25 protein-coding genes are annotated in these 25,662 nt (G+C 40.5%); 17 read left to right on the forward strand and 8 right to left on the reverse strand.

The genetic code is table 11. From position 1 onward, the window contains the following. The first annotated feature begins 2 nt into the window (after positions 1-2). The 3 genes from PZB74_RS08650 to PZB74_RS08660 all read left to right on the forward strand — a co-directional run bounded on the left by PZB74_RS08650 (position 3) and on the right by PZB74_RS08660 (position 2,990). Entirely contained in the window at positions 3-866 is an 864-nt protein-coding gene (locus PZB74_RS08650; protein WP_302242172.1) for a toxin-antitoxin system YwqK family antitoxin, read from the forward strand. A 3-nt stretch (positions 867-869) separates the two neighbouring features. After that, the gene (locus PZB74_RS08655; protein WP_302242173.1) at positions 870-1,361 is read left to right on the forward strand and encodes a cupin domain-containing protein; all 492 of its coding nucleotides are present in this window, start codon (positions 870-872) and stop codon (positions 1,359-1,361) included. Positions 1,362-1,586: 225 nt separating this feature from the next. Continuing rightward, positions 1,587-2,990 (forward strand): hypothetical protein, encoded by a 1,404-nt coding sequence (locus PZB74_RS08660; RefSeq protein WP_302242174.1) that lies wholly within the window; start codon positions 1,587-1,589, stop codon positions 2,988-2,990. On the opposite strand, the gene PZB74_RS08665 is transcribed toward PZB74_RS08660, so the two are convergent. Beyond that, a complete protein-coding gene (locus PZB74_RS08665) occupies positions 2,987-3,340 on the reverse strand; it encodes a YraN family protein (RefSeq protein WP_302242176.1) in 354 nt (117 codons plus the stop codon). The two genes, PZB74_RS08660 and PZB74_RS08665, sit on opposite strands and share 4 nt — an antisense overlap. 104 nt (positions 3,341-3,444) lie before the next feature. Here PZB74_RS08665 and pgi point away from each other — a divergent pair, with 104 nt between their 5' ends. From pgi to PZB74_RS08690, 5 genes are all read left to right on the forward strand, one after another. Beyond that, a complete protein-coding gene (gene pgi, locus PZB74_RS08670) occupies positions 3,445-5,097 on the forward strand; it encodes a glucose-6-phosphate isomerase (RefSeq protein WP_302242178.1) in 1,653 nt (550 codons plus the stop codon). An 84-nt stretch (positions 5,098-5,181) separates the two neighbouring features. Next, the gene (locus PZB74_RS08675; protein WP_302242179.1) at positions 5,182-6,171 is read left to right on the forward strand and encodes a type I phosphomannose isomerase catalytic subunit; all 990 of its coding nucleotides are present in this window, start codon (positions 5,182-5,184) and stop codon (positions 6,169-6,171) included. After that, positions 6,171-6,908, forward strand: a complete 738-nt coding sequence (lipB, locus tag PZB74_RS08680) for a lipoyl(octanoyl) transferase LipB (protein ID WP_302242181.1) — start codon at positions 6,171-6,173, stop codon at positions 6,906-6,908. Before PZB74_RS08675 ends, lipB begins: the two co-directional genes overlap by 1 nt. A gap of 15 nt (positions 6,909-6,923) precedes the next feature. After that, a complete protein-coding gene (locus tag PZB74_RS08685; protein WP_302242182.1) occupies positions 6,924-7,325 on the forward strand; it encodes a hypothetical protein in 402 nt (133 codons plus the stop codon). Between the two features lie 322 nt (positions 7,326-7,647). Continuing rightward, the gene (locus PZB74_RS08690; RefSeq protein ID WP_302242184.1) at positions 7,648-10,098 is read left to right on the forward strand and encodes a DUF5686 and carboxypeptidase-like regulatory domain-containing protein; all 2,451 of its coding nucleotides are present in this window, start codon (positions 7,648-7,650) and stop codon (positions 10,096-10,098) included. A 7-nt stretch (positions 10,099-10,105) separates the two neighbouring features. On the opposite strand, the gene PZB74_RS08695 is transcribed toward PZB74_RS08690, so the two are convergent. The 4 genes from PZB74_RS08695 to PZB74_RS08710 all read right to left on the reverse strand — a co-directional run bounded on the left by PZB74_RS08695 (position 10,106) and on the right by PZB74_RS08710 (position 13,421). Then, positions 10,106-10,492 carry a hypothetical protein gene (locus tag PZB74_RS08695; RefSeq protein WP_302242185.1) on the reverse strand — a complete coding sequence of 129 codons (387 nt, stop codon included), beginning with the start codon at positions 10,490-10,492 and terminating at the stop codon, positions 10,106-10,108. Positions 10,493-10,717: 225 nt separating this feature from the next. Then, positions 10,718-11,575: a transglutaminase-like domain-containing protein gene (locus tag PZB74_RS08700; RefSeq protein WP_302242186.1), complete on the reverse strand. Its 858-nt coding sequence runs from the start codon at positions 11,573-11,575 to the stop codon at positions 10,718-10,720. A gap of 42 nt (positions 11,576-11,617) precedes the next feature. After that, complete coding sequence (locus PZB74_RS08705; RefSeq protein WP_302242187.1) at positions 11,618-12,541, reverse strand: MlaD family protein; 924 nt, start codon at positions 12,539-12,541, stop codon at positions 11,618-11,620. 94 nt (positions 12,542-12,635) lie between these two features. Further along, entirely contained in the window at positions 12,636-13,421 is a 786-nt protein-coding gene (locus PZB74_RS08710; protein ID WP_302242188.1) for an N-acetylmuramoyl-L-alanine amidase family protein, read from the reverse strand. Between the two features lie 124 nt (positions 13,422-13,545). On the opposite strand from PZB74_RS08710, the gene PZB74_RS08715 reads away from it, so the two are divergent. Then, complete coding sequence (locus tag PZB74_RS08715; protein ID WP_302242189.1) at positions 13,546-16,329, forward strand: putative LPS assembly protein LptD; 2,784 nt, start codon at positions 13,546-13,548, stop codon at positions 16,327-16,329. Here the strand turns inward: PZB74_RS08715 and PZB74_RS08720 are convergent. From PZB74_RS08720 to PZB74_RS08730, 3 genes are all read right to left on the reverse strand, one after another. After that, the gene (locus tag PZB74_RS08720) at positions 16,326-16,850 is read right to left on the reverse strand and encodes an NADH-quinone oxidoreductase subunit J family protein (protein ID WP_302242190.1); all 525 of its coding nucleotides are present in this window, start codon (positions 16,848-16,850) and stop codon (positions 16,326-16,328) included. The genes PZB74_RS08715 and PZB74_RS08720 overlap by 4 nt on opposite strands. A gap of 3 nt (positions 16,851-16,853) precedes the next feature. Next, complete coding sequence (locus tag PZB74_RS08725) at positions 16,854-17,675, reverse strand: 4Fe-4S dicluster domain-containing protein (protein WP_302242191.1); 822 nt, start codon at positions 17,673-17,675, stop codon at positions 16,854-16,856. A gap of 94 nt (positions 17,676-17,769) precedes the next feature. Then, positions 17,770-19,572 carry an ABC transporter ATP-binding protein gene (locus tag PZB74_RS08730; RefSeq protein ID WP_302242193.1) on the reverse strand — a complete coding sequence of 601 codons (1,803 nt, stop codon included), beginning with the start codon at positions 19,570-19,572 and terminating at the stop codon, positions 17,770-17,772. Positions 19,573-19,727: 155 nt separating this feature from the next. Here PZB74_RS08730 and PZB74_RS08735 point away from each other — a divergent pair, with 155 nt between their 5' ends. From PZB74_RS08735 to PZB74_RS08770, 8 genes are all read left to right on the forward strand, one after another. Then, the gene (locus tag PZB74_RS08735) at positions 19,728-20,846 is read left to right on the forward strand and encodes a Glu/Leu/Phe/Val family dehydrogenase (RefSeq protein WP_436837126.1); all 1,119 of its coding nucleotides are present in this window, start codon (positions 19,728-19,730) and stop codon (positions 20,844-20,846) included. Between the two features lie 89 nt (positions 20,847-20,935). Further along, on the forward strand, positions 20,936-22,096 hold the full coding sequence (gene nusB / locus PZB74_RS08740; protein ID WP_302242195.1) for a transcription antitermination factor NusB: 1,161 nt from the start codon (positions 20,936-20,938) through the stop codon (positions 22,094-22,096). Positions 22,097-22,207: 111 nt separating this feature from the next. Then, a complete protein-coding gene (locus tag PZB74_RS08745; RefSeq protein WP_302242197.1) occupies positions 22,208-22,504 on the forward strand; it encodes a YtxH domain-containing protein in 297 nt (98 codons plus the stop codon). Positions 22,505-22,549: 45 nt separating this feature from the next. Then, positions 22,550-23,110: a DUF1573 domain-containing protein gene (locus PZB74_RS08750; RefSeq protein ID WP_302242199.1), complete on the forward strand. Its 561-nt coding sequence runs from the start codon at positions 22,550-22,552 to the stop codon at positions 23,108-23,110. Positions 23,111-23,128: 18 nt separating this feature from the next. Continuing rightward, complete coding sequence (gene yajC, locus PZB74_RS08755; protein WP_302242201.1) at positions 23,129-23,446, forward strand: preprotein translocase subunit YajC; 318 nt, start codon at positions 23,129-23,131, stop codon at positions 23,444-23,446. Positions 23,447-23,450: 4 nt separating this feature from the next. Further along, on the forward strand, positions 23,451-24,440 hold the full coding sequence (locus PZB74_RS08760) for a YbbR-like domain-containing protein (protein ID WP_302242202.1): 990 nt from the start codon (positions 23,451-23,453) through the stop codon (positions 24,438-24,440). Continuing rightward, the gene (gene coaE / locus PZB74_RS08765) at positions 24,430-25,041 is read left to right on the forward strand and encodes a dephospho-CoA kinase (RefSeq protein ID WP_302242203.1); all 612 of its coding nucleotides are present in this window, start codon (positions 24,430-24,432) and stop codon (positions 25,039-25,041) included. The genes PZB74_RS08760 and coaE overlap by 11 nt, the downstream gene beginning before the upstream one ends. A 73-nt stretch (positions 25,042-25,114) precedes the next feature. Next, positions 25,115-25,657: an NUMOD4 domain-containing protein gene (locus PZB74_RS08770; RefSeq protein ID WP_302242205.1), complete on the forward strand. Its 543-nt coding sequence runs from the start codon at positions 25,115-25,117 to the stop codon at positions 25,655-25,657. Positions 25,658-25,662 lie beyond the last annotated feature (5 nt).

Consider the following 25,662-nt stretch of genomic DNA (forward strand, 5'->3'; position numbering starts at 1 on the left):
TTATGACACGTCTGTTATTAGTTTTCAGTACTCTTATATTTATTTATTCCGCCAGTCCGGGCTATGCACAAACTTCTAGCCCGGAGCAGGAGCCAGCTCCCTTAGATACAGCAGGTCAGTTTATTCTTGACCCTACTACTAAGGTCCCGCTTACTATTAATCTGGAGGCTGAGGAAGAAGAGGAGGAAAAAGAGGTTGAAAAGAAGGAGAAGAAACGTAAAAAGAATGTCTTCTACGATGAAAAAACTCGTAAAGGTTACGCGGAATCCGGTTATGGTCAGGGGACTGTAATTGAGCTGTTTCACTATCTGAAAGAGTACGAAGACCCCAACCCTTATGTGAGAGATATCTATTGGTATGATACCAACCGTAAACAGATACGCTCTACCCGCAATATCAAAGAAGATAAAGCCCAGATACTTCATGGGCCTTACAAAAAAATGACCGACGAAGGAGAAATTCTGGAAGAGGGTATATTTTATAAAGGTACCAAACACGGTCGCTGGACGCGCTACAACAAAAATTACATTTTGCTGGATAAAGAAAAATACTCTAAAGGCTGGCCTCGGGATTCTGAAATAACCTATTACGACGAAGAGAAGCGCACAAAGCTAAAAGAGGTAATTCCTATTGAGTATGGCGCAAAAGAAGGCTACTACTACTACTTTCATGAAAGTGGGCAGGTAGCGGTAGAAGGTGAGTATCAGCAAGGCAATAAAGTAGGGTTGTGGACAGAGTATTATGACTTTAAGAACCGACTGCCCAAAAAGCAGATCAAATATCCTGAAGATCCTTTTGACGAGACGCCTCCCTATACCACAAAAGAGTGGACCCCTGAGGGTAAGGTGGTTTATGAGAAAAAATAACTGATGGAAAAAAACGCACAGTACTGGATTGATCACCTGGATATGCAGCCTCACCCTGAAGGAGGTTACTACACAGAAACTTACCGCTCTGCTGCAAAGGTAGAGAATCTGGATAGACCCTACAGTACAGCAATCTACTTTCTATTGCTGGAAGATAAGTTTTCTGCTTTTCATCGTATCCGCTCCGATGAGATGTGGCATTTTTATGCCGGCAACCCTATAGAAGTACTTGTATTAGAAGAGAATGGTGCACTCAATGTAAGCTGGCTGGGCAATAACCCTGAGAGAGGGGAGCAGTTTCAACTTGTAGTGCCTGCTGGCTTATGGTTTGCCTCCCGTATGGCCAGACCCACCTCTTACGGATTAGTAGGCTGTACGGTAGCTCCAGGCTTTGATTTTAGAGATTTTGAAATGGCAAAGCGTAGCGACCTGATCAAACAATACCCTCAGCATAGCCAGATTATAGAAGAACTGACCTACCCCAAAGAATTGTAAATCCAGTTTTTTCAGAATATTATTCAGGTTTTCTTTAGGTGTGATTTATGAAAATTTGTGAACTTTACTTATTTTGATGCAAATTTCACCTATGTGTAATGTAAAGTTCATGTATATCTGCTTGCTTCAGCGAAAACCATATTTTATCAACTAAGTCCGGAGCATATAATTATTTTAGGCGGTATTGTTCTTCATACTATACAAAATGGTAGCAGACGCTAACCCATGACTCGATATAAAAAGCACTATTGGGCTGCCTCCCATCATAAGAAAAAGCAGACAGATATTTATATGAAAAAAGCTATACTCCTTATATTATTTTGTATAACCTCTCTTGTAGGGGTTCAGGCACAAAATACTTTTCCTATCATTACTCCCAGTCAGGTAGACTTGTACGAATACAATAAGTATAAGCTGATGAATACCACTGATGAGGTGCAGGTCAAAAATATGAGCGAGCTGCCCAATGCTATCTTTCGCTATGAGGGAAATACGGTAAACGCTACCATGCTTAACCGGAACCTTATGGGCGAAGAGCCCTTTACCCATGAGGAGTTTACGTTAAAGCTACCAGATATGACGGGCATGCCCGATACGGTAGTCATGCTTTTAGGCCACAAAAATGATCAGGGTGAGCGTATACTTAGTGCCGTACTTGTAGGCAACCTGCGCAATAAGTTAGCCTATTTTATAGACGATAATCACAACTTTGACTTTACGGATGATGGGAACTTTCTGGTTTTTCAGGAAAACGAATTGTTTAGCAGAGTTAATATAGCCACCGAAGAGAAAGGTACTTTCTCTTATATTCTCTTTGATTTAGGTGCGCATAAAGAATACCTGAAAGGACTCGACATCTATCTGATTGATACTAAGAAGGTGCGTGAAAAGAAAATAGCAAAATACCCGGTTCCTTTGCTAAGTTCTGAAAGCCGTTGGAGCATGCAGTTTGCCTTTTCTACTGGTAGCGGCAAACAATATTTCTCTTACAGTACTCCGCAACTAAAAGATAAACAGTACTCTGCTACTATAGATGCTGTCTCGCGCTTTTCAGCAAGCCTACAGTATGCCATCCGACATTTAAATGTAGGCTTTAACTTTGCTTTTGATGCTAACCAGATTGGTCGTGAAGAGCAGTATGTACTGGATTACTCAACCCCAGATGAGTCGCCAAAAAAGGTAACCCATTACAATATTGGCAATTGGGCCCGTAGCCGGCTGATGTATGGCGTATTTGCTGAGTATGATATCCGTCTGATTCGTAATTCTTACCTGAGCCCTTATTTTTATGTCTTTCGTTACCATCACTTAACGAATGAATCGTTTGCAGGGTATGCTAATGAGATAAGCGAAGCCTTTACTCACAATGATTTTTTTAAGAACAAAACAGGGCATCAGTTTGGAGCTAAAATTAAGCTCCCAATGAGTGAGAAAGTATTGGCAGTGTTTGACATTGGATATACCGAAAACAATTTTGGTATTAAAGAAGGGCTAATTATAGAAGATCACGATCCGGCTAGCATTAAAACATACTACAAAACATTTAACTATGGAATAGGCTGCCAGTTTCTTTTAAGTAATGGTAAAAGCAGGCTCAGCAAAGCACGACCGGCTGTGGGAGAATACTAATAAAAAGCATCTTCTATATGCTTAATGTCCAGAAGTGGGTGAGTGAGTATGGAGATGACATCAAAACGTATATCGCCCTGCCAGTTGTGCTCATGTACATAATTGTCTGCGGCATTGAGGATATGCTCCGCTTTATGTTCGTCTACAAAGTCTTCGGGGTGGCCAAAGGCTGAAGATCGTCGGGTCTTCACTTCTACAAAAACTATTAAGTTTTCTTTAAGGGCTATAAGATCTACCTCCGCCCTACGGTAGCGATAGTTTTGTGCAACAATACGGAAGCCTTTCTTTTCTAGAAACTTAGCGGCCATCTTTTCGCCGGAGTCACCGGTATGTTGGGCAGGGGTTCTCATTTATCAGCGTTTGATTGTCATGGGGTTCATCGCAATTATTCCTAAAAGTTTGAATTCATTTTTCTATTTTGGCAGCACGTTATCACAAATTTAAATTTTTTGATATGCTACCCAACGTCAATCCTACCCAAACCTCAGCCTGGAAAAAACTAAGTGCTCATTTTGCGCAGCTTAAAGGTGTTCATATGAAAGAGCTCTTTAATAACGATGCTGAACGGTTTGAGCAGTTTTCTGCTAAGTTTGAGGATATACTACTGGACTACTCTAAAAACAGAATCACCCAGCAAACGCTTGATCTGCTGCTGGAACTCGCTGAAGAATGTAAGCTAAAAGATGCGATTACCGCTATGTTTAGCGGAGATCATATCAACCAGACTGAGGGGCGGGCGGTGCTTCATACTGCTCTGCGAAATCAGTCAGATAAGCCGGTTATGGTAGATGGTAAAGATGTAATGCCCGAGGTTAATGAGGTATTACAGCGTATGAAGGTATTCAGCGAACAGTTGATTAGCGGAACGTGGAAAGGCTATAGTGGAAAAGCCATTACCGATATTGTAAATATAGGCATTGGAGGGTCGGACCTTGGCCCTGTAATGGTTACTGAAGCACTCAAACACTATCAGGTACCTAATATTAAAGCTCATTTTGTGTCTAATGTGGATGGTACTCATATTGCAGAAACCCTGAAAGGATTAGATGCTGAAACTACCCTTTTTATTATCGCCTCTAAAACTTTTACCACCCAGGAGACCATGACCAATGCAGAGTCTGCCAAAAAATGGTTTTTAGACAATGGTGGTAATCAGGAAGGTGTAAAAAAACATTTTATTGCTCTCTCTACCAGCAAAGATAAAGTGGAAGCATTTGGCATAGATGCTGCCAATATGTTTGGCTTTTGGGACTGGGTCGGTGGACGCTACTCGCTCTGGTCGGCTATAGGTATGCCTATCGCCTGCACCATAGGTTTTGCGCGTTTTGAAGAACTGCTTGCTGGTGCTCATGCTATGGATAAGCATTTTCAGGAGGCTGCTTTAGAAAATAACTTACCAGTAATTTTGGCATTGATTGGTATCTGGTATAATAACTTCTTTGAAGCAGAGTCGGAAGCTATTTTACCTTATGATCAGTACATGCATCGTTTTGCTGCCTATTTCCAGCAGGGTAATATGGAGAGCAATGGTAAATATGTAGACCGTAGCGGAAATAAGGCGGATTACCAAACCGGGCCTATTATCTGGGGCGAACCGGGTACCAATGGCCAGCATGCCTTTTATCAGCTTATACACCAGGGTACCAAACTTATTCCCTGCGATTTTCTTGCGCCTGCACAGACCCTCAATCCTGTAGGAGACCACCACGAGAAGCTACTGGCCAACTTCTTTGCTCAGCCGGAAGCACTTATGAATGGCAAAACAAAGGCAGAAGTAGAAGCAGAATTAGAGCAGCAGGGACTTAGTGCAGAAGAAATAGCCAAACTAGCGCCTTATAAAGTATTTGAAGGCAACCGTCCTACCAACTCTATACTCTTTAAAAAATTGACACCTCGTACATTGGGTAGTCTGATTGCCATGTATGAGCACAAAATTTTTGTGCAGGGCGTTATCTGGAATATTTTTAGTTTCGACCAGTGGGGAGTTGAATTGGGCAAGCAACTGGCTAAAAACATTCTGCCTGAGCTGGAAAGCGAAGAGCAGGTGAACAGCCATGATGCCTCTACGAACGGATTAATAAACGCTTACAAAGCAATGAGAAAGTAAACGCATGTGCGGTGAGTAAATGTGGTATAAACTATACCCTTATCGTGTTTACTCACCCTTTGCCATATTATAACTTCTGAAAAAATGACAGCATTATATCCTCTTAAGTTTAGAACCATCTTTAAAGACAAGCTCTGGGGTGGGAAAAAAATCAAAACTATCCTTAATAAAGATTTTGGGCCACTACCCAATTGTGGAGAAACCTGGGAAATCTCAGGGGTGGAAGGTAACATCTCTGAAGTAGCAGAGGGTGCCTTAGCTGGAAAAGACTTAAAATCTTTAATACAAGAGTACCAGGGAGAACTGGTAGGTAACAAAGTTTACAACAAGTTTCAGGATGAGTTTCCTTTGCTTGTCAAGTTTATAGATGCCAATGACGATCTGTCTATACAAGTGCATCCGGATGATAAACTGGCAAAAGAACGCCATAACTCATTTGGCAAAACAGAAATGTGGTACATCTTTCAGGCGGATGAAGGATCTAAGCTCATTAGCGGTTTCAACCAGCCTATGAGCAAAGAAAAATACCTGGAGGCTTTTAATGCGGGTAAGTTAACGGATATTCTTAACCAGGAACCGGTGCAGGCAGACGATGTGTTCTTTTTGCCGGCTGGTAGAGTACATACTATCGGAAAGGGGCTCCTTCTGGCAGAAATTCAACAGACTTCTGATATTACATACCGTATCTATGATTTTGACCGTACTGATGCAGAAGGTAATGCGCGTGAGCTACATGTAGAGGAAGCTCTTGACGCCATAGACTATCAGCATTATGATTCGTACAAGACAGACTATGAGCCTCAGCTAAATAAACCCGTAAAGCTTGTATCTTGCCCATACTTCGAGACATTCAGGATAGAAGCAAATCAGGCCATTGAAAGGAACTATCAGGAGCTGGATTCATTTGTAATATACGTATGTATGGAAGGCGAAGCAGAAATTATGGCTGATGGCAAAGGCTATAGTATGAAAAAAGGTGACTCTTACCTGATTCCTGCAAGCATTAAGCATACAAAGCTAACTACCAGCTCAAGTTTTAAGATGCTGGAGTCTTTTGTACCTCAGGAGAAATAATGAACACTAAGCAAAACAAGCAGGTAAATTTTCAACATCTCGGTCTGATTGATTATCAGGAGGCCTGGGATTATCAGGAAAAGCTATTTGCCGAAACCATAGCGCTCAAAATTCAGAATCGTAAGCTGCCGGAGAACGAACAGCAGCTTACACCAAATTATCTGCTTTTTTGCCAGCACCCCCACGTATATACACTTGGCAAAAGTGGGCAGCAGGAGCATCTGCTTCTTAGTGAGCAGGCACTGGTAGAGAAAAATGCCCGCTATTATAAAATTAACCGTGGTGGTGATATAACTTATCATGGCCCCGGACAGATTGTTGCCTACCCCCTGCTAGATCTGGATAACTTCTTTACAGACATTCATCGCTATCTCCGTTATCTTGAAGAAGCTGTAATCCTTACCCTGTCTGATTATGGACTGGAAGCCGGACGTATAGATGGCCTCACGGGCGTATGGCTGGACCATGTAGCGCAAAAGAACCCACGGAAAATCTGTGCTATGGGTGTAAAATCCAGCCGCTGGGTTACTATGCATGGGCTCGCATTTAACGTAAATACAGACTTGCAGTATTTTGAGTATATAGTACCCTGCGGCATCAGTGATAAGGCAGTTACCTCTTTGGAAAAAGAACTGGGAAGCCCACAAAATATAGAAGAAGTAGAAACCAGACTAAAGCAGCATCTGGCCAATCTTTTTGAAATGGATCTGGTAGCCAAGAAGCCAGCAGCACTTTAATTATGGAGTACTAATATGAAGAAAGATATAGATTTTCCTAAAGTAGAAGGAGTATCCATGGCAATTACTCGCCGAAGAAACACAGAGTCTCGTGAGTACGACTATTTTGTGTATCTAATTAATGATAAAAATGTAAGGTTAGAAAACGTTTTAATCAATTCTTCTGGTTATAGCGAAGGTAATAAGACTAAAACATCTACACTTAGGCACTTTACTAAAAGTATTGAGCCGCTCACTTCTTTTAAAGTGGAAACTATTATGCCCGACCTTTTTAAGCTGGTCAACCAATTTTGGGTGAGCTTTTATATTGGCGATAAACTATACGATAAAAAGTTTCTCTTTCTACCCGAGAGCACACACGAAGATCACTTTTCTTTCATAGAGTCGGTACAGATGGAAGGGGTATTGCATGCCTAGGTAATAATTAGTGAAGAAATTGGTTTGTTCACAATATTTATTACTTGTCACTGGTAATATTGAGCATATACACTTAATTTGTTGCTAAAGTCCTTTAGTTAGCCTGACCTTTCAAAAGTTAAAAGCCTAAAAATAGCTGTATCTCAAGCGTCGTAACATAGACAATATAATTGAGAAAAATGCTTAGGCTTTATCTACTAACTTTCTGGACTGTTCTGCGTATTTGCAAAGAGTTAAGTATGTGTTTAAGATGTACCGGAAAAGACCCCATGTAAGCTGTTTTCTTTTAGTTCTATTGCTCCTCTGCTCCCTAGGTTTAGGCATGTCGGTTGCGCAGGAGCTAGTTGTAAGTGGAAAAGTAACCGATGCTGAAACCGGTGATGCTGTACCTTTTGCTAATGTTGTGCTTAAAAGTACAGGAAAAGGTACCAATACCGATTTTGATGGTATTTTTCAGTTACAATTGCCCGCCCATTCGCAGCAAGATACTTTGCAGATAAGCTATGTGGGGTATATCTCTAAGTCACGGGCTTTTACCCCTGCCAAAAGTCAAACTATTAACATTCAGCTTTCGCCAGATGTAGTCTCTTTACAGGAGGTTGTCTTTTATGCAGGCGAAAACCCTGCCTTTGAAATTTTGCGCCGCTTAGATAAGCGCAGAGACATCAACAACAGAAGTAAGCTGGATGCCTATGAGTATGAGAGCTATACAAAAGTTGAAATTGATATAGATCATCTGCCGGAAAAAGAGAGGCAGAGTAGTTTTTTGCGTAAAGTTACAGATCGTTTGGATAGCCTTCAGCAGGTTTTAGGCGAAGATGGAAAACCCATTATTCCTGTGTTTTTGTCAGAAACGGTATCGCAGGTTTACCATAAAAACAATCCAGACCTCCGAAGAGAGAATATTCTAAAAACCAAGATTTCTGGCGTAGGCCTGCAGGCAGACAGTTGGTTGGCGCAAATTACTGGATCTACCTTTCAGCAGTATAATTTTTATCAAAACTGGCTCAATATAGTGGGTAAAGAATTTATTTCTCCAATTGCGAGTGGAGCGCGACTCTATTATGAGTACGACCTAAGCGATAGCCTTTATGTAGGCAAGGACTATTGTTATCGCCTTGATTTTTTTCCTAAAAGTGAGCAGGATCTGGCTTTTAGAGGTACAGTCTGGATTACGAAGGAAGAATACGCCTTAAAACAGGTAGACGTACAAATTACTGAAAAGGCTAACCTCAATTATATTGAGCAAATTCGTATTCAGCAGACGCTGACTAAAGATAGCTCAGAGGCCTGGCTTCCTGAGAAAACCAGAGTGCTGATAGACTCTGAAGAGTTTGGCAATACCCCAGGCCTGTTAGCAAAGTTTTATAGTTCTAATCGCGATTTTGTTGTTAACCGGGAGCATGACAGCCGATTTTACGAAACGAATGTAAGTGTACTGGAAACTGCTTATGAGACGGATGAAAGCTATTGGCAACAAAATCGTCACGAGCAACTGACAAGTAGTGAGCTGCAATTGTATGATATGATAGATACGCTCAACCAGATTCCGGTAGTAAAAACATATGCTACCATACTAGATACATTTATCAGTGGTTATAAACCTATCGGAAAGATTGATATTGGGCCTTATCTCTATACTTATGCAAACAATACTGTAGAAGGACACCGAGGTAGATTAGGTTTCAGAACAAATAGTAATTTCAGCAAAAGGTGGACTTTAAGAGCCTATGGGGCATACGGAACCTTAGATAAACAATGGAAATATGGAGCAGGGGTTGACTATATTTTAAGTCGTGCCCCTTGGGCTACAGTTAGTATAGACCACTCTCATGACCTAAGCCAGATTGGAATTTATGCCGAAGAGTTACAGAACGAAAACTATATCTTTTATGCGTCTTCATTTTTTGGCGATTTAGATCGTGCCTATAGATTTGACAGAACAAGTATTAGTCTCTTTCGTCAGCTACCCCTAGGCCTATCTACTACAGCTACTTTTCGTCATGAGTGGTTTGAGCCGCTCTTTAACTTTGCCTATCTGGAAAACCCTTCAGACGCACTTTCAGTACAGGATGGGCGTTTTACTACTTCTGAAATTAGGTTGGAAGCTAAGTTTGCACGTGATGAGCAGTTTGTGCAGCAGGGAAATCGCCGTTTGAGTTTAGGAACTTTGCGTTGGCCTGTATTTAAGCTTAAATATACCATAGGTCTGGAGGGTGTGCTGAGTAGCGACTTTGCTTACCGTAAGCTTGAAGGTAGCATCAGCCAACGGTTAAAGATGGGTATCCTTGGAACTTCTACTTACGAATTAGAAGGAGGGTACATATTTGATGCTTTACCCTATCCATTGCTTAAAATACATTTAGGCAATGAGTCGTCTTTTTACTCTACCGCAGCATACAGTACTATGAACAGGATAGAGTTTATCAGCGACCACTATGCGGCACTTCATTACAAGCATTCATTTCAGGGTTTTATACTGAACAGGGTTCCGCTCATCAAAAAGCTGAAATGGCGGCTACTGGCTACTACCAATGTGTTGTATGGAGGAATACGAGAAGAAAATAAAAAAATACTGGCAGAGACAGATCTAGCGGGTAACCCTATACCAACATTTGGATACCTGGGTGATAAGCCATTTGTAGAAGTGGGTTATGGTGTAGAAAATATTTTTAGAGTAGTAAGAGTAGATGCTTTCCATAGACTAACTTACAGAAATAACTCTGCTGCCAGTAAGTTTAAAGTGATGCTATCTTTCCAGTTCATTCTATAAGATATATTTAAGGTTGCTCCAGTAGCGGACGTCCAATTTTGCTAAAATAATAGGGGTAACGCTTGATTATCCTTTTGCGCTCTTCATCTGTTTTGGCAGCTTTATAAGCTTCCATAGCCAATTTATTTATATCGCTTATTTCTTTGCGTTCGGCTTTGGTCAGGTACCAATGGGTAAATGTATTTTCCAACTCAGTAATCAAGTTTTTTTCAGAGTATTCTTTAGCACTAATATTTTCTACGGTGTAGTGGTTGGCACTTGTCTCAGTATATGCATGCTTTAGAGGACGATCCATAGCATGAGATGCTCTCTCTTTGCTGGGAATTACAACGGTGTAGATAAATATGGCAAGGCCGCTCAGGATAGTAATAGTATAAGGTAATGCTCTTTGCATTGCGGTTTGGTGTATTGATTGAGTGTAAACGCTTAAAAAGTGCCAGGCTTGCAAACTAAAACAGCCTATCTATTAATCTCTAGCAAAAAAATAGCTATAAAAAACTAAACATGGGCAGTATATGAAGCAAAAAAGGTGTTTTTACCCTTAATATTGAGTGTTCTTAAATAACTATACTGCTCAAAAAATATAGTCTAATATAAGTAGATTTTGAGTAAAATCTACTTATAAACTTAATCCTGGATCATTCTCTGAAAAAATAATTGATAAAAGTGTCTTTATCTCTTCTGCTTTGTCATAATCTCCCAACTTCTCAAAAGACACAATCAGGTTACGAAACATTCTTCTTATAATATCAACATTGCTACAAGGCTCGTAAAAGATATCTATTGGCTGAAGCTTTAGCTGTGCAATATAATTGTCAATATCGTTTTTGCTAAAAATTAGCCCACGATTGAAAGCATTTACATAAAATTGCATTTCCTCTGACTTATAGGTTAAGATAAAGAGGCTGGGTAAGTTAACTCCATAAATTGGCAACTTAAGGCGCCGGGCCACCAGCATATATATTACACAAAGGCTAATTGGGTTTCCTTTTTTACTCTCCAGCACCATGTTAATCATGGAATTTGCCGGAGCATGAAAGTTTTTAGTATTGGCGCTAAATTTCAGCTTACTGAAGAGTACGCTATTTAAAATTTTGACCTGGTCAAAGGGGTGGACGTCTGTTTTAAACTCCAGCCAGGCCTCATAGTAGATTTGTTCTAACTGTTTTTTAAGTTGATCCAGCGATAAGTCAGGGTATTGGTAGGTTGCAATAATCCACATCCCTTCCAGTAAATCCTGATCTTCAGAATTAAACCAGTTTTTCAATCTGTTCTTAAGAGATTCAAACTGAAGGGTATGGATAATGTCTTCTATCCTCTTCTGTACGTTAGGGTTAAAGCTGTTTTCCCACTGCTCTTCTAAAAAAGGGATAATAACATCTCCAAAAGAAATAATTTTATCCTCCACATGTCCTAATACCTCCTGGTCATCATCGTCTAGTAATGAAACTAGTGCTTTTAACTCTTTATCGTCCATAGGTTCTTCCCCTCTCAAATTCTAAGCGTAAGTTATATAGTGTTAATCTTTACCGCCAAAGATAGAAAATCTCACGTAGCGTTTTGGATTAGCCTTCAAATCTACTAATAAGCTATCCAGATCAGCAACAGTTTGATTAAGATTGACATACAAAGAGTCATCATTAATAAGTTTACCCATAGTACCATCCTCCTGCTGCATTTTTTGAGTTATAGACTGTAGGTTAGCCATAGTCTGATCTAGCTTTTGCACAGTAGATTGTAACTGAATCTGGTTGAGCGAATCCGCCAGATTATTAAGTTTTGCCATGAGAGGAGCCACCCCTTGCTGCTCATCAGCCAATGTTTCTGAGAGTGTACTTAGGTTGGTAATAATATTACCGAGGTTTCTACGATTTTCTGCCACGAGAGATTCTGCCTCTACAGTAATGCTTTCTACGTTCTCCAGCGCATTAGTTACACTCCCCGTATCGCGAACAAAGGCAGAAAGAATAAAATTTAATTTAGTAATAGTGGAGTCAAGCTGATCTACAATGGGAAGCGTTTTGGCCTGTACCAGTTCAGCAATACCTACCTCCTTTTTAGACACTAAAGTATCGCCCTCTGCCAATGGTTGGTTTATATCTCCGGTCTCTAGAATAATGGCTTTGCCCCCCAGTAGGTCACTGGTAGTGAGTACAGCGGCAGCATTTCTGCCTACAATCACTTCTTCGTCCAGCTTAAGGGTTACCAATAACTTATTATTACGACTTTGTAGCAGATCTATTTTATCCACATAACCTACCGGTAAACCGTTGATCAATACTGAATTTGAGGCAGTAAGACCATCTATTTCTTCGTATACCACGTAGTATGTGTTGTTGGTTGAGAGTATTTCGGTTCCTTTTAAAAATCTGATACCAAAATAGAGTATGGCTCCTGCTATTATGGCTAGGATAGCTACTTTAACTTCTTTGGAAACTTTCACTAAAAAATATTATTGGTTAGTATTTATCATAGGCTATAAAAACAACCCATCGCATAAGCTAGAGGGTTGATAGTTTTAAATAACGAGATAATTCTTAAAGGGATTCTATTTCTTGCTTATAATCTCTAATAGCACGATAAATCCCTGAAGCAATATATACCTGCCCCAGCCGATCATTAAGATACTTTTCTTCTTTGGGGTTGGTGAGGTAACCTACCTCTACCAGCACACTGGGCATTGACGTACGCCAAAGCACCCAAAACCCGGCCTGTTTAACCCCTCGGCTTCGACGACCTACGCGCTCTTTAAATTGTCTCTCTATTTTATCTGCTAACCGTAGGCTATTGTTTAGATATGCCCCCTGGTACAATGAAAAAAGTATATGAGACTCAGGAGAAAGTGGATCAAAACCTTCATAGCGCTCTTCGTAGTTTTCCTCCATCAGTATCACTGAGTTTTCGCGCTTCGCCACTTCCAGGTTACCTTCGCGAGTATGCGCACCCATAACGTAACTTTCTGTACCGTGCACCGACTCATTGCCTGGTGGTAGCGCATTAGCATGAATAGAAATAAAGATATCAGCATCATTTTTGTTTGCCAAAACCGCACGATCTTCTAGAGATGGAAAGCTGTCATCGGTACGAGTAAAGATTACTTCTACGTCATCCATGTTTTCCTTAATAATGCGGCCAAGATGTGTCGCAATATTAAGTACTACATCTTTTTCGTTAGAAATAAGCCCATGAGTGCCAGGATCTTTACCTCCATGCCCAGGGTCTATGACTACTTTCTTTACTCTATATTGTTTGACGCCTGCCGTATTGAAAGTGGCAGCTAGCAACAGGAGCGAAAAACTACTGATTAAGATAATATTTTTCACGGAGCTACGGTTGTTAGATAAACAAACAATAACTTTGTACAAAGTTGATACATTTTATTAAAAACTGAAATAGCGGTTGACTTATTTAAAATACGCATGTAGCCTGTCATTATTATTCATCAGCTTGGCTGATCTCTTTGCTCAGGAAGGCGAAAGACCCTTTCAGAACGATACGACTGGGGTGTTATCTCCTTCCTTATCAGATACTTTGGCTTCAGATACTATCCCCTTAGATACACTGCCAACTAGCGATACAACCACTGTGGCTGTTGATAGTTCCCAGGCGCAGGGAGATATTAAAACAACCATAGACTATAGTGCCCAGGACTCTATCTACTTTGACGTAGTTAACAGGAAAATTTACCTGTATGGTGATGCCAAAATAGATTATGGTGAAGTAAAACTAGAGGCAGCCTATGTAGAGTTAGATTGGGTCAACAACATGCTTACCGCCAAAGGTATGCCAGACTCGACCGGAAAAGTGGTAGGGCAGCCTCTTTTTACAGAAGGGGCGGAAGAGTACCAAACAGAAACGATTAGGTACAATTTTAAGACTCGTAAGGCCTATATAAAAGGAGTGCTTACCCGCCCTCAGGAGGCAGAAGGTTATGTATACGGAGAGAGTGTAAAGAAAAACGAAAACGACGAGGTATTTATAAATAAGGGTTGGTACACACCATGTGACTGTGAACCAGGCGAAACACCGGATCTTTATATTAAATCCAGAAAGATGAAGGTAGTTCCGGGAGAGTTGGTAGTATCTGGCCCCTTTAACCTGGTGATTACCGATATTCCGACTCCTTTAGGGTTGCCCTTTGGTATTTTTCCCATGCCTCGTCGCGAGAATTCAGGTATTATCATTCCTACCTATGGGGAAGAGAGGCGCAGAGGATTTTTTCTGAAGAATGGGGGCTACTATTTTGATATCAACGATTATGTAAATCTGACCCTTCTGGGTGATATCTATTCCAGAGGAAGTTATGGCTTTTCTATTATTTCTGATTATCGTAAGCGCTACGCCTATAATGGAGGGCTCAATTTTCAGTATAACCGCCAACTTTTAGACCCTGATGGGGCTGAGAAAGAAGAAGCCAACGATTTTCGTCTTACCTTCAGGCATACTCCACAATCAAGGGGTAATAGCCGGTTCTCTGCTTCAGTCAATATTGCTACCAGCTCTTATATTCAGAACAACCCTACGACAAATGTAGAGAGCAACCTACGGACCACCTTAAGCTCTACGGTTTCCTATTCTACATCATTCCGCAATACACCTTTTAATATGGCAATGAGCTTCCGTCATAATCAGAATTTATTGACTGAGGTGTTCAACGTAATTTTGCCGGAAGTATCCTTAAACATGAACAGGGTATACCCTTTTAAAAATATTGTAACTTCCAGAAGTAACTGGCTTGCTAAAGTGAATGTGGGGTACCGTATGTCGGCCAGAAACCAGTTTACTAACGAACGGGTAAGTACCCCCAGTGGTTTGTCTACAGATATTATCGCCAACCGGGATCCGCTGGCAGATAGTGTGCTTGCTATTAACGGAGATAATTTGTCTGCGATTCTGGATCGTACGCAAACGGGTGTGGAGCACTCTATACCTATTTCTACCTCTTTTAATGTTTTTAACTACTTTACTGTTTCTCCCTCTTTTAACTATGAGGAGCTTTGGTATCTGAAAGAGCTAGATTATGATGATGAAAGCATTCCTGGTAAAGTGATTGTGAACGAAAGAAATGGCTTTTCGCGAGCTTCTTCCTGGAATACAAGCCTTGGGGTAAATACCCGGTTTTACGGTTTATTTAATATCGGTGGTGAGAAAATACAGGCCATACGACATACCGTGATTCCTTCGGTCAGTTTAAGTTATCGTCCTGACTTTTCTGAAGAAAGCTATGGCTACTATCAAAGAGTAAGGCTGGACGATGAGGTACTAATAGACCCCAATACTGGCTATGACCGTAACGAAAAGCTTATATCTATTTACGATGGCTTTATTTATGGCGCTCCTTCCCCTGGCAAGAGTGGTTCGGTAGGTTTCTCTCTGAACAATAACCTGGAGATGAAAGTAAGGAATGACAAAGACACGACCGAGAATGCAAAAGCTACTCGTAAAATACCAATTTTTGAGAGTTTGTCATTAAGTACAAGCTATAACCTAATGGCAGACTCGTTTAAGCTGGCTCCCTTAAATATATCGGGTCGTACTCGCTTGTTTGATAACAAGGTTAACATCAATGCATCCATGTCAATGGATCCCTACTCTTATGTAAAAGATAATTTTGAACCTTTTGATACCGTGGGCACACAAGGTACTTCAAGCTTTAAGGTTTATGAGAACTTTACCAGGGTAGATCGGTACGCCTGGGTACCTTCTGACGAAAACGACGGGTTTAAACTTGGTACTATTACACGAGCCAGCTTGGCACTGAGTACTAATTTTCAACCCAAGAAAAAGAAAGGGAAAGACGCAGACACAAAAACAGAGAATGCGGATGTCACAGAAGAAGAATTGGCCTATATCAATCAGAACAGAAGCGACTATGTGGATTTTGATATTCCCTGGAGCATACGACTGCGCTATAATCTAAGTTATACCAATGACCCAAGGCGTAGGCAGATTGCTGGCGAAGAAGATAAAGTAAGGCAGTCAGTTATGTTCTCTGGGGATGTTAGCGTAGCCCCCAAATGGAAGGTGCAGTTTAGCTCAGGCTATGATTTTGTCAATGAAGAGATTACCCAAACCAGTATAGACGTATTCCGTGATCTGGGCTGCTTTGATTTCCAGTTTAACTGGGTGCCTTTTGGTAGGTTTACATCTTATCACGTGCAGGTCAATGTTAAATCAGCAATGCTAAGTGACCTGAAACTTCAGAGGAGAAGAGCCTGGCAGGATTTCTAGTCCAGCTGCCGTTTGGCTATAAATGCCGCTCCAATTAGAGCGAGCAGTAGTAGAATACCAGCTAGCTCAAAAGCCAGCACATAGTCTGTCATCAGAAGAACGCCGAGCTGTTTAACAGTAGAGCTTTCTACCAGTCCCTTGGTAGACTGGGCCTCCTTTATCCATGCCAAAGACTGAAAATTTACCTGAAGTATAGCAAAACTTAACAGACCAAATAGCGACAAACCTATAATAGCTCCCCAAAACTGATGCTGCCCTTGGGTTAACACTGCCTGACCAGAAATTTTATTGGTAAGCATAACACCAAAAATCATAAGCACCAGTATCCCGCCCACATATACCATCACCTGGGTAATAGCCAGAAAGTCTGCGCCTGAAAAAATGTATACGGCTGCTACCCCTAAAAAACTGATGATTAGCAAAAAAGCAGCATACAATACATTACGGGTAAAAAGGATCATAGCCGCACTTAGTATTGCAAAACCAGCGAAAATATAGAAAATAATATGGGTGGGGCTCATAGCTTAATCCTCGGGGTTAGTGCCGTCAGCTTTGTTTTGCTGTTCTTTTTTCTTTTTGTCATCCATAAGTTTTTTAGCCATTTCCTGAGGATCACCCCCAGAGGTTTTAGGCTTAATTTTTGGCTTCATCATTCCCGCTTTAGGTTTGTAAGCAGGTTTAGGCTTAACTCCTCCTACTTTTGGCTTCATGCTGGGTTTGGCAGAAGATGCTGTGCCACTGGCGTCTTTTTTGGCAGCAGCTTCAGCCTTAGCTTTTTCTTTCTTCTTCATAAACTCATCCAACTCCTTTTTCTTTTCTAAAATCTCCAGTGGAGTCATGTTAGAAAATGAGAAGTTATGATCATCTACATCAAACTCGCTAAAGTCATAGTCTTTGGTCATGGTGAGACACTCCGTTGGGCATACAGTTGTGCATAAGCCACAAAAGCAGCATTTGCCCATATCAATATCAAACTTGGCAGGGTATAGGCGTTTAGAGGAGCCATCTGAGGTTTTTCCTATTTCTTCTACAGAGCGTACAGCCTCAATTTCAATACAGTTAACGGGGCAAATTTTGGCACATTTGTCACACACAATGCAGTCTTCAATTTCATTGTGTAGCTTGTAGCGACCATTGTCTGGTACAGGAATTTTTTCGCTGGGGTACTGTAGCGTAACAATCCCGGTATTCTGCTCAAAATATTTTTCGTTTTCAATACCTATCGGTTGGCGATGGTTTTTGGCGTCCAGCAAATGACGGAAAGAGAGTTTTAAGCCACCTAGCATAGAGCTTATGCCTTCTTTAATATTACCCCAATATGTATTGTTAGCACCTTGTCCTTGCATACAAAAAAGTTCTGCTAGTTCAAATTTGACGATGTGAAAGTAAGAGGAACCTCAGTAAATAACAATATTAGGCATGAAGCTCGGCAATACAAAATCAGCTATAGGTCTTAGCCTGCTTTTCAGCTTCGTCTGCCTGCATCTGTTTGTCGTACAAAGTTTTGTATACCCCGCCTTTTTCCAGTAAAGACTCATTGGTACCTTCTTCAACAATTCTGCCGTCATCCAGTACCACTATTTTATCAGCAAGTTTAGCGGATGAAACACGGTGAGAGATAATAATGGTTGTTCTGCCTTGCATAATCTCTTTAAGGCTAGTAAGAATAGTATTTTCTGTCTTGGTATCTACCGCAGATAAGCAGTCGTCCAGTATTAAAATTTTAGGGTCACGGGCAATCGCTCTTGCTATTGACACTCTTTGCTTTTGTCCGCCGGAGAGGGTAATTCCTCTTTCACCTAATTTGGTAGCTAGCCCATCGGGAAAATCGTCAATGGTATTTCTAAGATCAGCATGATTGGTAGCTTCCTGTACCTCCTGATCTCCAATGTTTACTGAGCCAAAAGCGATATTGTTGTAAATAGTGTCTGAGAAGAGGAATACATCTTGCGGAACATAACCAATCTGGCTACGGAGCGTCTGTAAATCAAAATTACGGATGTTGGTACCATCAATTTTAACTTCTCCCTCTTCTACATCGTACATACGCGGTATAATGTTGGCAATAGTACTTTTACCAGAGCCGGTAGTACCGATAATGGCAATGGACTGGCCAGACTTAACATCAAAAGAAATTTGGTTAAGTGCCCGTATGCCAGAGTCAGGGTATACGAAAGAAACATTTTCAAGGGAAACATCTCCCTTAATTTCTTGCTTCTGTTCTCCAGAGATAATATCGTTTTTAATATTCAAAAACTCATTAATCCGCTTTTGAGAAGCTGCCGCTCGCTGAATAATGCTGGTAATCCAGCCCAGAGAAGTAACGGGCCAGGTTAGCATATTTACATAAATAATAAACTCAGCGATAACTCCTGGAGAAATAGCCCCTTTAATCACTTCAGCCCCGCCTATAAATACAGTAATTACGGAGCTAAGGCCGATGAGTGCTACAATGAGCGGAATGAAAAGAGCGTTAACAAACGCCAGACGTATAGACTTATCTTTGTAGTCATTGCTGGCTTCTATAAACTTTTCTGAAGAATCTTTTTCTCTGACAAAAGATTTAATCACTCTTATTCCTGAAAAAGCCTCCTGCACGTAAGTAGAAAGCCCCGAAAGACTTTGCTGTATCTCTTCGGAGCGGCGGTTAATAATATTGTTGACATAATATATACTCAATGAAAGTATAGGAAGAGGAATAAGAGTATATAAAGTCAGGCGCACATTAACAGAGAACATGTACGGGATCAGAATGGCAAAGAGGGTAAACAAGTTAAGCCCATACATAATACCCGGCCCAAGGTACATTCTTACCTTAGACACATCTTCTGAGATACGCGCCATAAGGTCGCCGGTATTATTTCTACGGTAGAAGCTGGTAGGCAATGATTGATAATGATCATATACCTCGTTTTTGAGGTCAAATTCAATCAGACGAGAGACCACAATAACGGTCTGCCTGGTAAGAAAGGTAAATAGACCTTTAAGCAGGGCCATAAGAAGTATGGCTGCGCCGTATATAAAAATACTACCTGCAAAGATTTGATAGATAAGGTCCTGTAGTTCCAGTCCATCATATATCCTGAATAGCGCAATGTTCTCTTCTACCAGATTTATCGCTCTCCTGACGATCTGAGCAGGAATAATTGCAAATACATTGGATATGATAATGAAGAGTAAGCCCAGTAAAAGCCTGTACTTATACTTGAGCAGATACTTATTTAAGTAGCTAAGTTCTTTCACTTTTTGTTTCAACGGTTTCCTTAACAAATGGTTCTTTCAACCTTTTTGTTAATTGGTATACTTCTGAAAAAAAATCTACTTTTGTACAGCTTTACAGCTAAGTAGTGGAATAGACGCACAAAAAGCAGCCACTATACAAGTAGAGTGCAAAAATAATGAAAGTAAATACAGTAGAAAGTTTGTCGGGTAGTACAGAAGAAAAAGGAATGAACACATTTGATATTATGGCTAAGTACGGCCATGAGCAAATCGTTCAGTGTTATGATGAGGCCACTGGCCTAAAGGCAATAATAGGAATACACTCTACCGTTTTGGGGCCGGCAATGGGAGGTACTCGTATGTGGAACTATGCGAGTGATGAAGAAGGAATACTAGATGTACTTCGGTTATCCCGGGGTATGACTTATAAGTCTGCCATCTCTGGGCTCAATATAGGTGGCGGTAAAGCTGTGTTAATTGGTGATCCTAAAAAACTGAAGTCTGAGACGTATCTAAGGCGTTTTGGTAAATTTATTGAAAGCCTGAACGGAAAGTATGTAACTGCTGGAGATGTTAATATCAGCACCAGAGATCTGGAGTACATACGTATGGAAACTTCGCACGTAACAGGCTTACCTGAAGCTCTGGGAGGAGGAGGATCTTCTTCGCTCATTACGGCTTTTGGTGTATATATGGGTATTAAGGCAGCTGCCAAACAAGCTTTTGGTACAGATAGCCTGGAAGGTAGAAAAGTAATGCTTCAGGGGGTAGGAGCCGTAGGTATGCGTCTTTTGCAGTATCTGGTAGAAGAAAAAAGTGATGTCTTTGTATCAGATATAGAAGAAGATAGGCTGCAATACGCCTCCCGAGAGTACGGGGCTCATGTAGTTAGTCCTGAGCAGATATTTGATATAGAGTCAGATATATATGCTCCATGCGCTTTAGGAGCTACCCTGAATGACTATAGTATACCTAAACTCAAGTGTACAGCTATTGCCGGAGGAGCTAATAACCAACTGGAAGATGAAGAAAAACACGGGCAAATGCTGATGGATAAAGGGATTATATACGCTCCTGACTTTTTGGTAAATGCCGGAGGAATTATGGCAGTAGCGGCTGAGTACATGGGAGAGTTTAATAAAGAATACCTTTATCAAAAGGCGGAAGGTATTTATGATAAATGCCTGGAAGTACTCAAAAAAGCAAAAGTACAGCAACAAAATGCTCAGTTAATGGCAATAGAAGTGGCCGAAGCCAGAATTTCTGCTATCGGGCAGCTACACCGTAGCCTGTAAGTGCTAGGTTAAACTTTTTTAGAAAAGGTAAATTTTTTGCTGTAGATCAGTGTTACTAGTCAGCTACTCGCGTATTATCAAATAAAGACATGCTAAACAGAAGAATATTAAGAGCCAAGGCGATGCAACATGTATATGCCTATAAACAATGCCAGAGATCAAACTATGAGCTGGCATTTCAACATATACAAGACGCTTATCAGCCAGACCTTAACTCTATGGAGGTGCAGGATAAACATCAACTTGCTGCTGAGAGTAAACTGGCAGCAGAGCTGCTGGAAGATTATTTTGGGCATAAGCCTATGCGCGAAGCAGATGACAAGCATCGCAAGGTGGCCGAAGAAGCCGTACGTCTGTATGAAAGGCAGTGTAGCAAAGATGAGTCTTTTCTGCTTAATCAGATGTTGAGCTCCACCGAAAGAATTGCCGATCATTATCTGTTGTTTTTGTTGCTTCTAGTGGAGCTGGCAGAAGAGTCGCACCGTGACCAGCAAAAACCATCTTACTCCGCTAGACCTCAGGTAGAAGTGCACACCAACTTTTACCTAAACAAAGTAATACAGGCAATACGTGATAGCGAAGAGCTTCAGCGAGAAGCCGAACAGAGAAAGCTCAACTGGAATGAGCACGTGGTGGAAATCAGACAGTGGTACAAAAACAGTGTAAAGACTGACGAGGAGTTTAAGAAGTACCAAATGTCGGAACAGCCGGGCTTAGAAGAAGACATTAAGATCGTTCGTTATATCTTTAACAACATCATACTAAAAAGTGAACCGATTGCTAATGTATTTGAAGAGAATGATATTAACTGGGCAGAGAATAGTAAGGCAATCAAGAGCATGGTTAATAAAACTGTAAAATCTTTAGATGAAGATTCTGGAGAAATAGAGATTGTGGAGCTTACACCTAACTGGGAAGAAGACCGTGAGTTTTTGAGAGATCTTTATAAACTGACTATAAAAAATGATCTGGAGTATGAAACACTGATTAAGGAAAAGTCTAAAAACTGGTCGGTAGAGCGAATCGCGAGCCTGGATAGCATTGTAATAAAAATGGCGATAGCCGAAATGCTGAATTTTAGCAGTATTCCAGTGAAGGTCACCATTAACGAGTATATTGACTTGTCAAAGAACTACAGCACCCATAAGAGTAAGCAGTTTGTCAATGGTATGCTGGACGTAATCGCCCAGGAACTTCAGGACCGAAACATGATCCGAAAAAGCGGAAGAGGGCTTATTGACAATCAGTAGGTAATATTTCAGAGGCATTAGCGTATTAATACCATTATATTCGTTAGCAAGGATGAAAAGTCCTTTGTACTTTTATGTAAATTTGAATTTATAAGGTTAAATAGAATAATTATGAGCAAAACGGGTAGTAGTTTGTTGGTATTTTTTTCCGGTTTGCTAGCCGGAGCTGTAGCGGGTATTTTGTATGCGCCTGATTCAGGTATCAATACTCGTGACAGAGTAACCTTCAGACTAGAAAAATACAAAGGTAAATTGGAGGAACTGTTATCTGACCTTGTTCGTTCTAAGGAACAGCTTCCAGATAGTGTGGCTAAGTCAGACGGAGAGCGTGTAATTAACGATGCCAGAGAGAAAGCCAAGCAACTCCTTGATGATGTAGATAATCTGTTAGATCAAATCAAAAAATAATACTTAATAAGTATTAATTCTGTTTTATTAATAAATACAAGCACAATGAAAAGGTTGAATATTGGCATATTAGCTTTCTTTTCTGCAGGCGTATTGCTTTCTTCATGTGATAACGCAGCACTGGAAGACAAAGTAGCAGACCTTGAAAGAAGAGTAGCAGACTTGGAAGCAAAAGCTCCTGCATCAAAATCGGCAGCGCTTACTTCTCAAATCAGTCAAACCGAGACTAGTACTACTAGTGCTCCTACTGGCGAAGTGCCTAAGTTTGATTTTGAGGAAAGCTCTTATGACTTTGGCTCAATTACCGAAGGTGATGTTGTAGAACATACTTTTAAATTTACTAATACGGGCGAAGCTCCATTGGTTATTCAAAGTGCTTCAGCATCTTGCGGTTGTACTGTACCTAGCTATCCTCGTCAGCCAGTAGCACCAGGAGAAACTGGTGAAATTCAGGTGAAGTTTAATAGTGCTAACAAGCCGGGTATTCAGAACAAAACAGTAAGTATTACTGCTAATACTGATCCTACAATCACCAGACTGACGATCAAAAGTAACGTAATGCCAAAAAAAGATAACGGAGAGGCAGCAGGACCTGTCAGAAAATAGAGTAACACTAAAACAAATATGCTAACATCCATCCTATTACAGGCCACCGACGGACAAGGTGGCCTTATTGGTAATTTGCTTCTTATTGGAGGTATTGCCTTAATTTTTTACTTTTTTATGATCCGTCCGCAACAAAAGCGGCAGAAAGATCAACGTAGTTTTATTGATTCTGTGAAGAAAGGAGACATGGTAGTGACCGTGGGAGGCGTGCATGGAAAAGTAGTGGCAGTGGAAGATGATACTTTTATCCTTGAGGTAGACCGTGGTGCTAAAATTAAGTTTGAAAAAAGCTCAATCTCACTAGAATCTAGCAAGAAGTACGTAACAAAATCCTGATCTCTTGCGCCAGGGCAGAATAGATATAAAAGAAAAGCTGCATCAGTTTGTGCGGTTTTTCCCCTCTAATAAAGAAAAACTGAAGGTAGTAATGCTCTGCATGTTAGCAGCTACTACCTTTTGGTTTTTTAGTGCCCTAAATAAATCAGACTATACTACCCGTTTACAATACCCCCTCAACTTCGTTTATAACCAGGATAGCACTTATCTGTTAAGCTCGCTGCCAGAGAACATCAACATAGAAGTAAGTGGTGGAGGGTGGAACCTCCTTCGTAAAACACTTCTCTTTGATACCCCTCCTATTGATATTGAACTGAATGATCCCGTAAACACAAAATATATTACGGGCGAATCTCTTTCAGAAGAACTTAGCGAACAATTGGGTGACGTAAGGCTTACTACGGTCATCACGGATACGCTATATATCAATATAGATGAAGCTGCTGAAAAGGAAGTAGTACTTGCTATAAACCCTTCCTCTATTCCTCTGGGAGACTCTTATCAATTAGTTTCACCAATCAACCTGTCTTCCAAAACTGCTATAGTAAGAGGGCCTCGCACTGTACTAAGCAGTATGCAGGATACTCTTATGCTCAACTTACCTGACCCAGACAGTGAGATTAACACTGATTTTGAGCAAAGTATAGAAGTTTCTTATAACCGTTCAGACCTGGTTAGTATTACGCCAGAAGAAGTTAACGTATGGTTTAGAGTAGCCCCCTTTGATTTAGTAACACGCACTATAGAGGTAACACCTGTAAACTTCCCGGATGACACCTCATTGCAATTATCTACTAAGCGTGTAAAGGTAACATTTTGGGTGCAAAATGAGTATAAAGACTTAATTGATGGTTATAACTTTGAAGTAGTAGCAAATTTACGTACCTTGAACGTAGAAGATAGCACACTAACCCCGGTACTTAAAACATATCCTGATTTCGCTAAAAACATAGCAATCAGTCCCTCTAAGTTGAGAATTGAAAATGTTCAGTAATTTTTTTTCAGTAGGTATTACTGGAGGTATCGGATCAGGTAAAAGTCTGGTCTGTAAAATTTTTTTAGTGTTAGGCGTGCCTGTTTATTCGTCAGATGATCGCGCTAAATGGCTTATTTCACACGATAATGTGCTAAAACAGCAAATTATTCAGGAGTTTGGTACAGATGCCTATAATGAGGATGGAAGTGTAAATCGCGCATATCTGGCTAATACTATTTTTAAAGATGAAAACAAAAGAAAGGTTTTGAACGCATTAGTTCACCCCAGAGTAGGAGAAGACTTCAATAAATGGAGATCTGATATAGGGGGTAGCACTTATGTTTTAAAGGAGGCTGCTTTACTTTTTGAAACGGGAAGCTATAAAGAATTGGACAAAGTAATAAATGTAAGTGCGCCCGAAACACTTAGATTACAAAGAGTGTTAATGCGAGATTTACATAGAGATAAACAACAGGTAGAAAGTATTATTCAAAAACAGTGGACAGATAGTCAAAGAGAAGAATTGGCAGACTTCACGATTAAAAATGACGAACAACAAATGCTGCTACCTGCTGTACTGAAAATACATGAGCAATTGCTCAAACTTGCAAGCATGTAAAACCAAACGTAGCTGCTATTGATATAACTTTTACATTCTTCATTTAGATTTTTTAACTACTAAATTTTTAGTCATGAGTTTAGATAGGTATAGAAATGAGGTCTGGAAGGAAATCGACCTAGAAACAGACCTGCCCCATGCGCTATACGAAGTTTCCAGCCACGGAAGAGTAAAAAGTTATGCCGTCGACAAAGTAAAGGGCCGTATTATGAAAGGCTCTGATGTTAATGGGTATCTTTCGGTGATGGTTCGCTTGGGCAAAAAAGTATCACAAACCCACTACATACACCGTTTGGTAGCTATGGCGTTTATTCCACGCCCTAGCGAAGAACATCGCTACGTAGTCCATCTTGATTATGATAAGAAAAACAATAATCGTCATAATCTAAAATGGATGACTGAGGAGGAGCTAACCAAGCACAATAATAAGAACCCTGCTATTTTACGTAGCCGTACTACAGGTTATAAGCTTACAGAGTCGGATGTGAGGGTAATCAAAAGATTATTAAAGAGTAACAAGACTCGGTTAAGCATGATTGCCAAACGCTTTAATATCACACATACTCAACTTAACAGGATCAGATCTGGGGAAAATTGGGGGAATGTAACCATTTAGATAAG

It is taken from the genome of Porifericola rhodea, from assembly GCF_030506305.1.
Taxonomy (GTDB): Bacteria; Bacteroidota; Bacteroidia; order Cytophagales; family Cyclobacteriaceae; genus Catalinimonas; species Catalinimonas rhodea.

Bases quoted from the DNA above. Each gene is read 5' to 3' on its own strand.
- PZB74_RS08650 (WP_302242172.1), top strand. From the start codon at position 3: ATGACACGTCTGTTATTAGTTTTCAGTACTCTTATATTTATTTATTCC.
- PZB74_RS08655 (WP_302242173.1), top strand. From the start codon at position 870: ATGGAAAAAAACGCACAGTACTGGATTGATCACCTGGATATGCAGCCT.
- PZB74_RS08660 (WP_302242174.1), top strand. From the start codon at position 1,587: ATGACTCGATATAAAAAGCACTATTGGGCTGCCTCCCATCATAAGAAA.
- PZB74_RS08665 (WP_302242176.1), bottom strand. From the start codon at position 3,340: ATGAGAACCCCTGCCCAACATACCGGTGACTCCGGCGAAAAGATGGCC.
- pgi (WP_302242178.1), top strand. From the start codon at position 3,445: ATGCTACCCAACGTCAATCCTACCCAAACCTCAGCCTGGAAAAAACTA.
- PZB74_RS08675 (WP_302242179.1), top strand. From the start codon at position 5,182: ATGACAGCATTATATCCTCTTAAGTTTAGAACCATCTTTAAAGACAAG.
- lipB (WP_302242181.1), top strand. From the start codon at position 6,171: ATGAACACTAAGCAAAACAAGCAGGTAAATTTTCAACATCTCGGTCTG.
- PZB74_RS08685 (WP_302242182.1), top strand. From the start codon at position 6,924: ATGAAGAAAGATATAGATTTTCCTAAAGTAGAAGGAGTATCCATGGCA.
- PZB74_RS08690 (WP_302242184.1), top strand. From the start codon at position 7,648: ATGTCGGTTGCGCAGGAGCTAGTTGTAAGTGGAAAAGTAACCGATGCT.
- PZB74_RS08695 (WP_302242185.1), bottom strand. From the start codon at position 10,492: ATGCAAAGAGCATTACCTTATACTATTACTATCCTGAGCGGCCTTGCC.
- PZB74_RS08700 (WP_302242186.1), bottom strand. From the start codon at position 11,575: ATGGACGATAAAGAGTTAAAAGCACTAGTTTCATTACTAGACGATGAT.
- PZB74_RS08720 (WP_302242190.1), bottom strand. From the start codon at position 16,850: ATGAGCCCCACCCATATTATTTTCTATATTTTCGCTGGTTTTGCAATA.
- PZB74_RS08725 (WP_302242191.1), bottom strand. From the start codon at position 17,675: ATGCAAGGACAAGGTGCTAACAATACATATTGGGGTAATATTAAAGAA.
- PZB74_RS08735 (WP_436837126.1), top strand. From the start codon at position 19,728: ATGAAAGTAAATACAGTAGAAAGTTTGTCGGGTAGTACAGAAGAAAAA.
- nusB (WP_302242195.1), top strand. From the start codon at position 20,936: ATGCTAAACAGAAGAATATTAAGAGCCAAGGCGATGCAACATGTATAT.
- PZB74_RS08745 (WP_302242197.1), top strand. From the start codon at position 22,208: ATGAGCAAAACGGGTAGTAGTTTGTTGGTATTTTTTTCCGGTTTGCTA.
- PZB74_RS08750 (WP_302242199.1), top strand. From the start codon at position 22,550: ATGAAAAGGTTGAATATTGGCATATTAGCTTTCTTTTCTGCAGGCGTA.
- yajC (WP_302242201.1), top strand. From the start codon at position 23,129: ATGCTAACATCCATCCTATTACAGGCCACCGACGGACAAGGTGGCCTT.
- coaE (WP_302242203.1), top strand. From the start codon at position 24,430: ATGTTCAGTAATTTTTTTTCAGTAGGTATTACTGGAGGTATCGGATCA.
- PZB74_RS08770 (WP_302242205.1), top strand. From the start codon at position 25,115: ATGAGTTTAGATAGGTATAGAAATGAGGTCTGGAAGGAAATCGACCTA.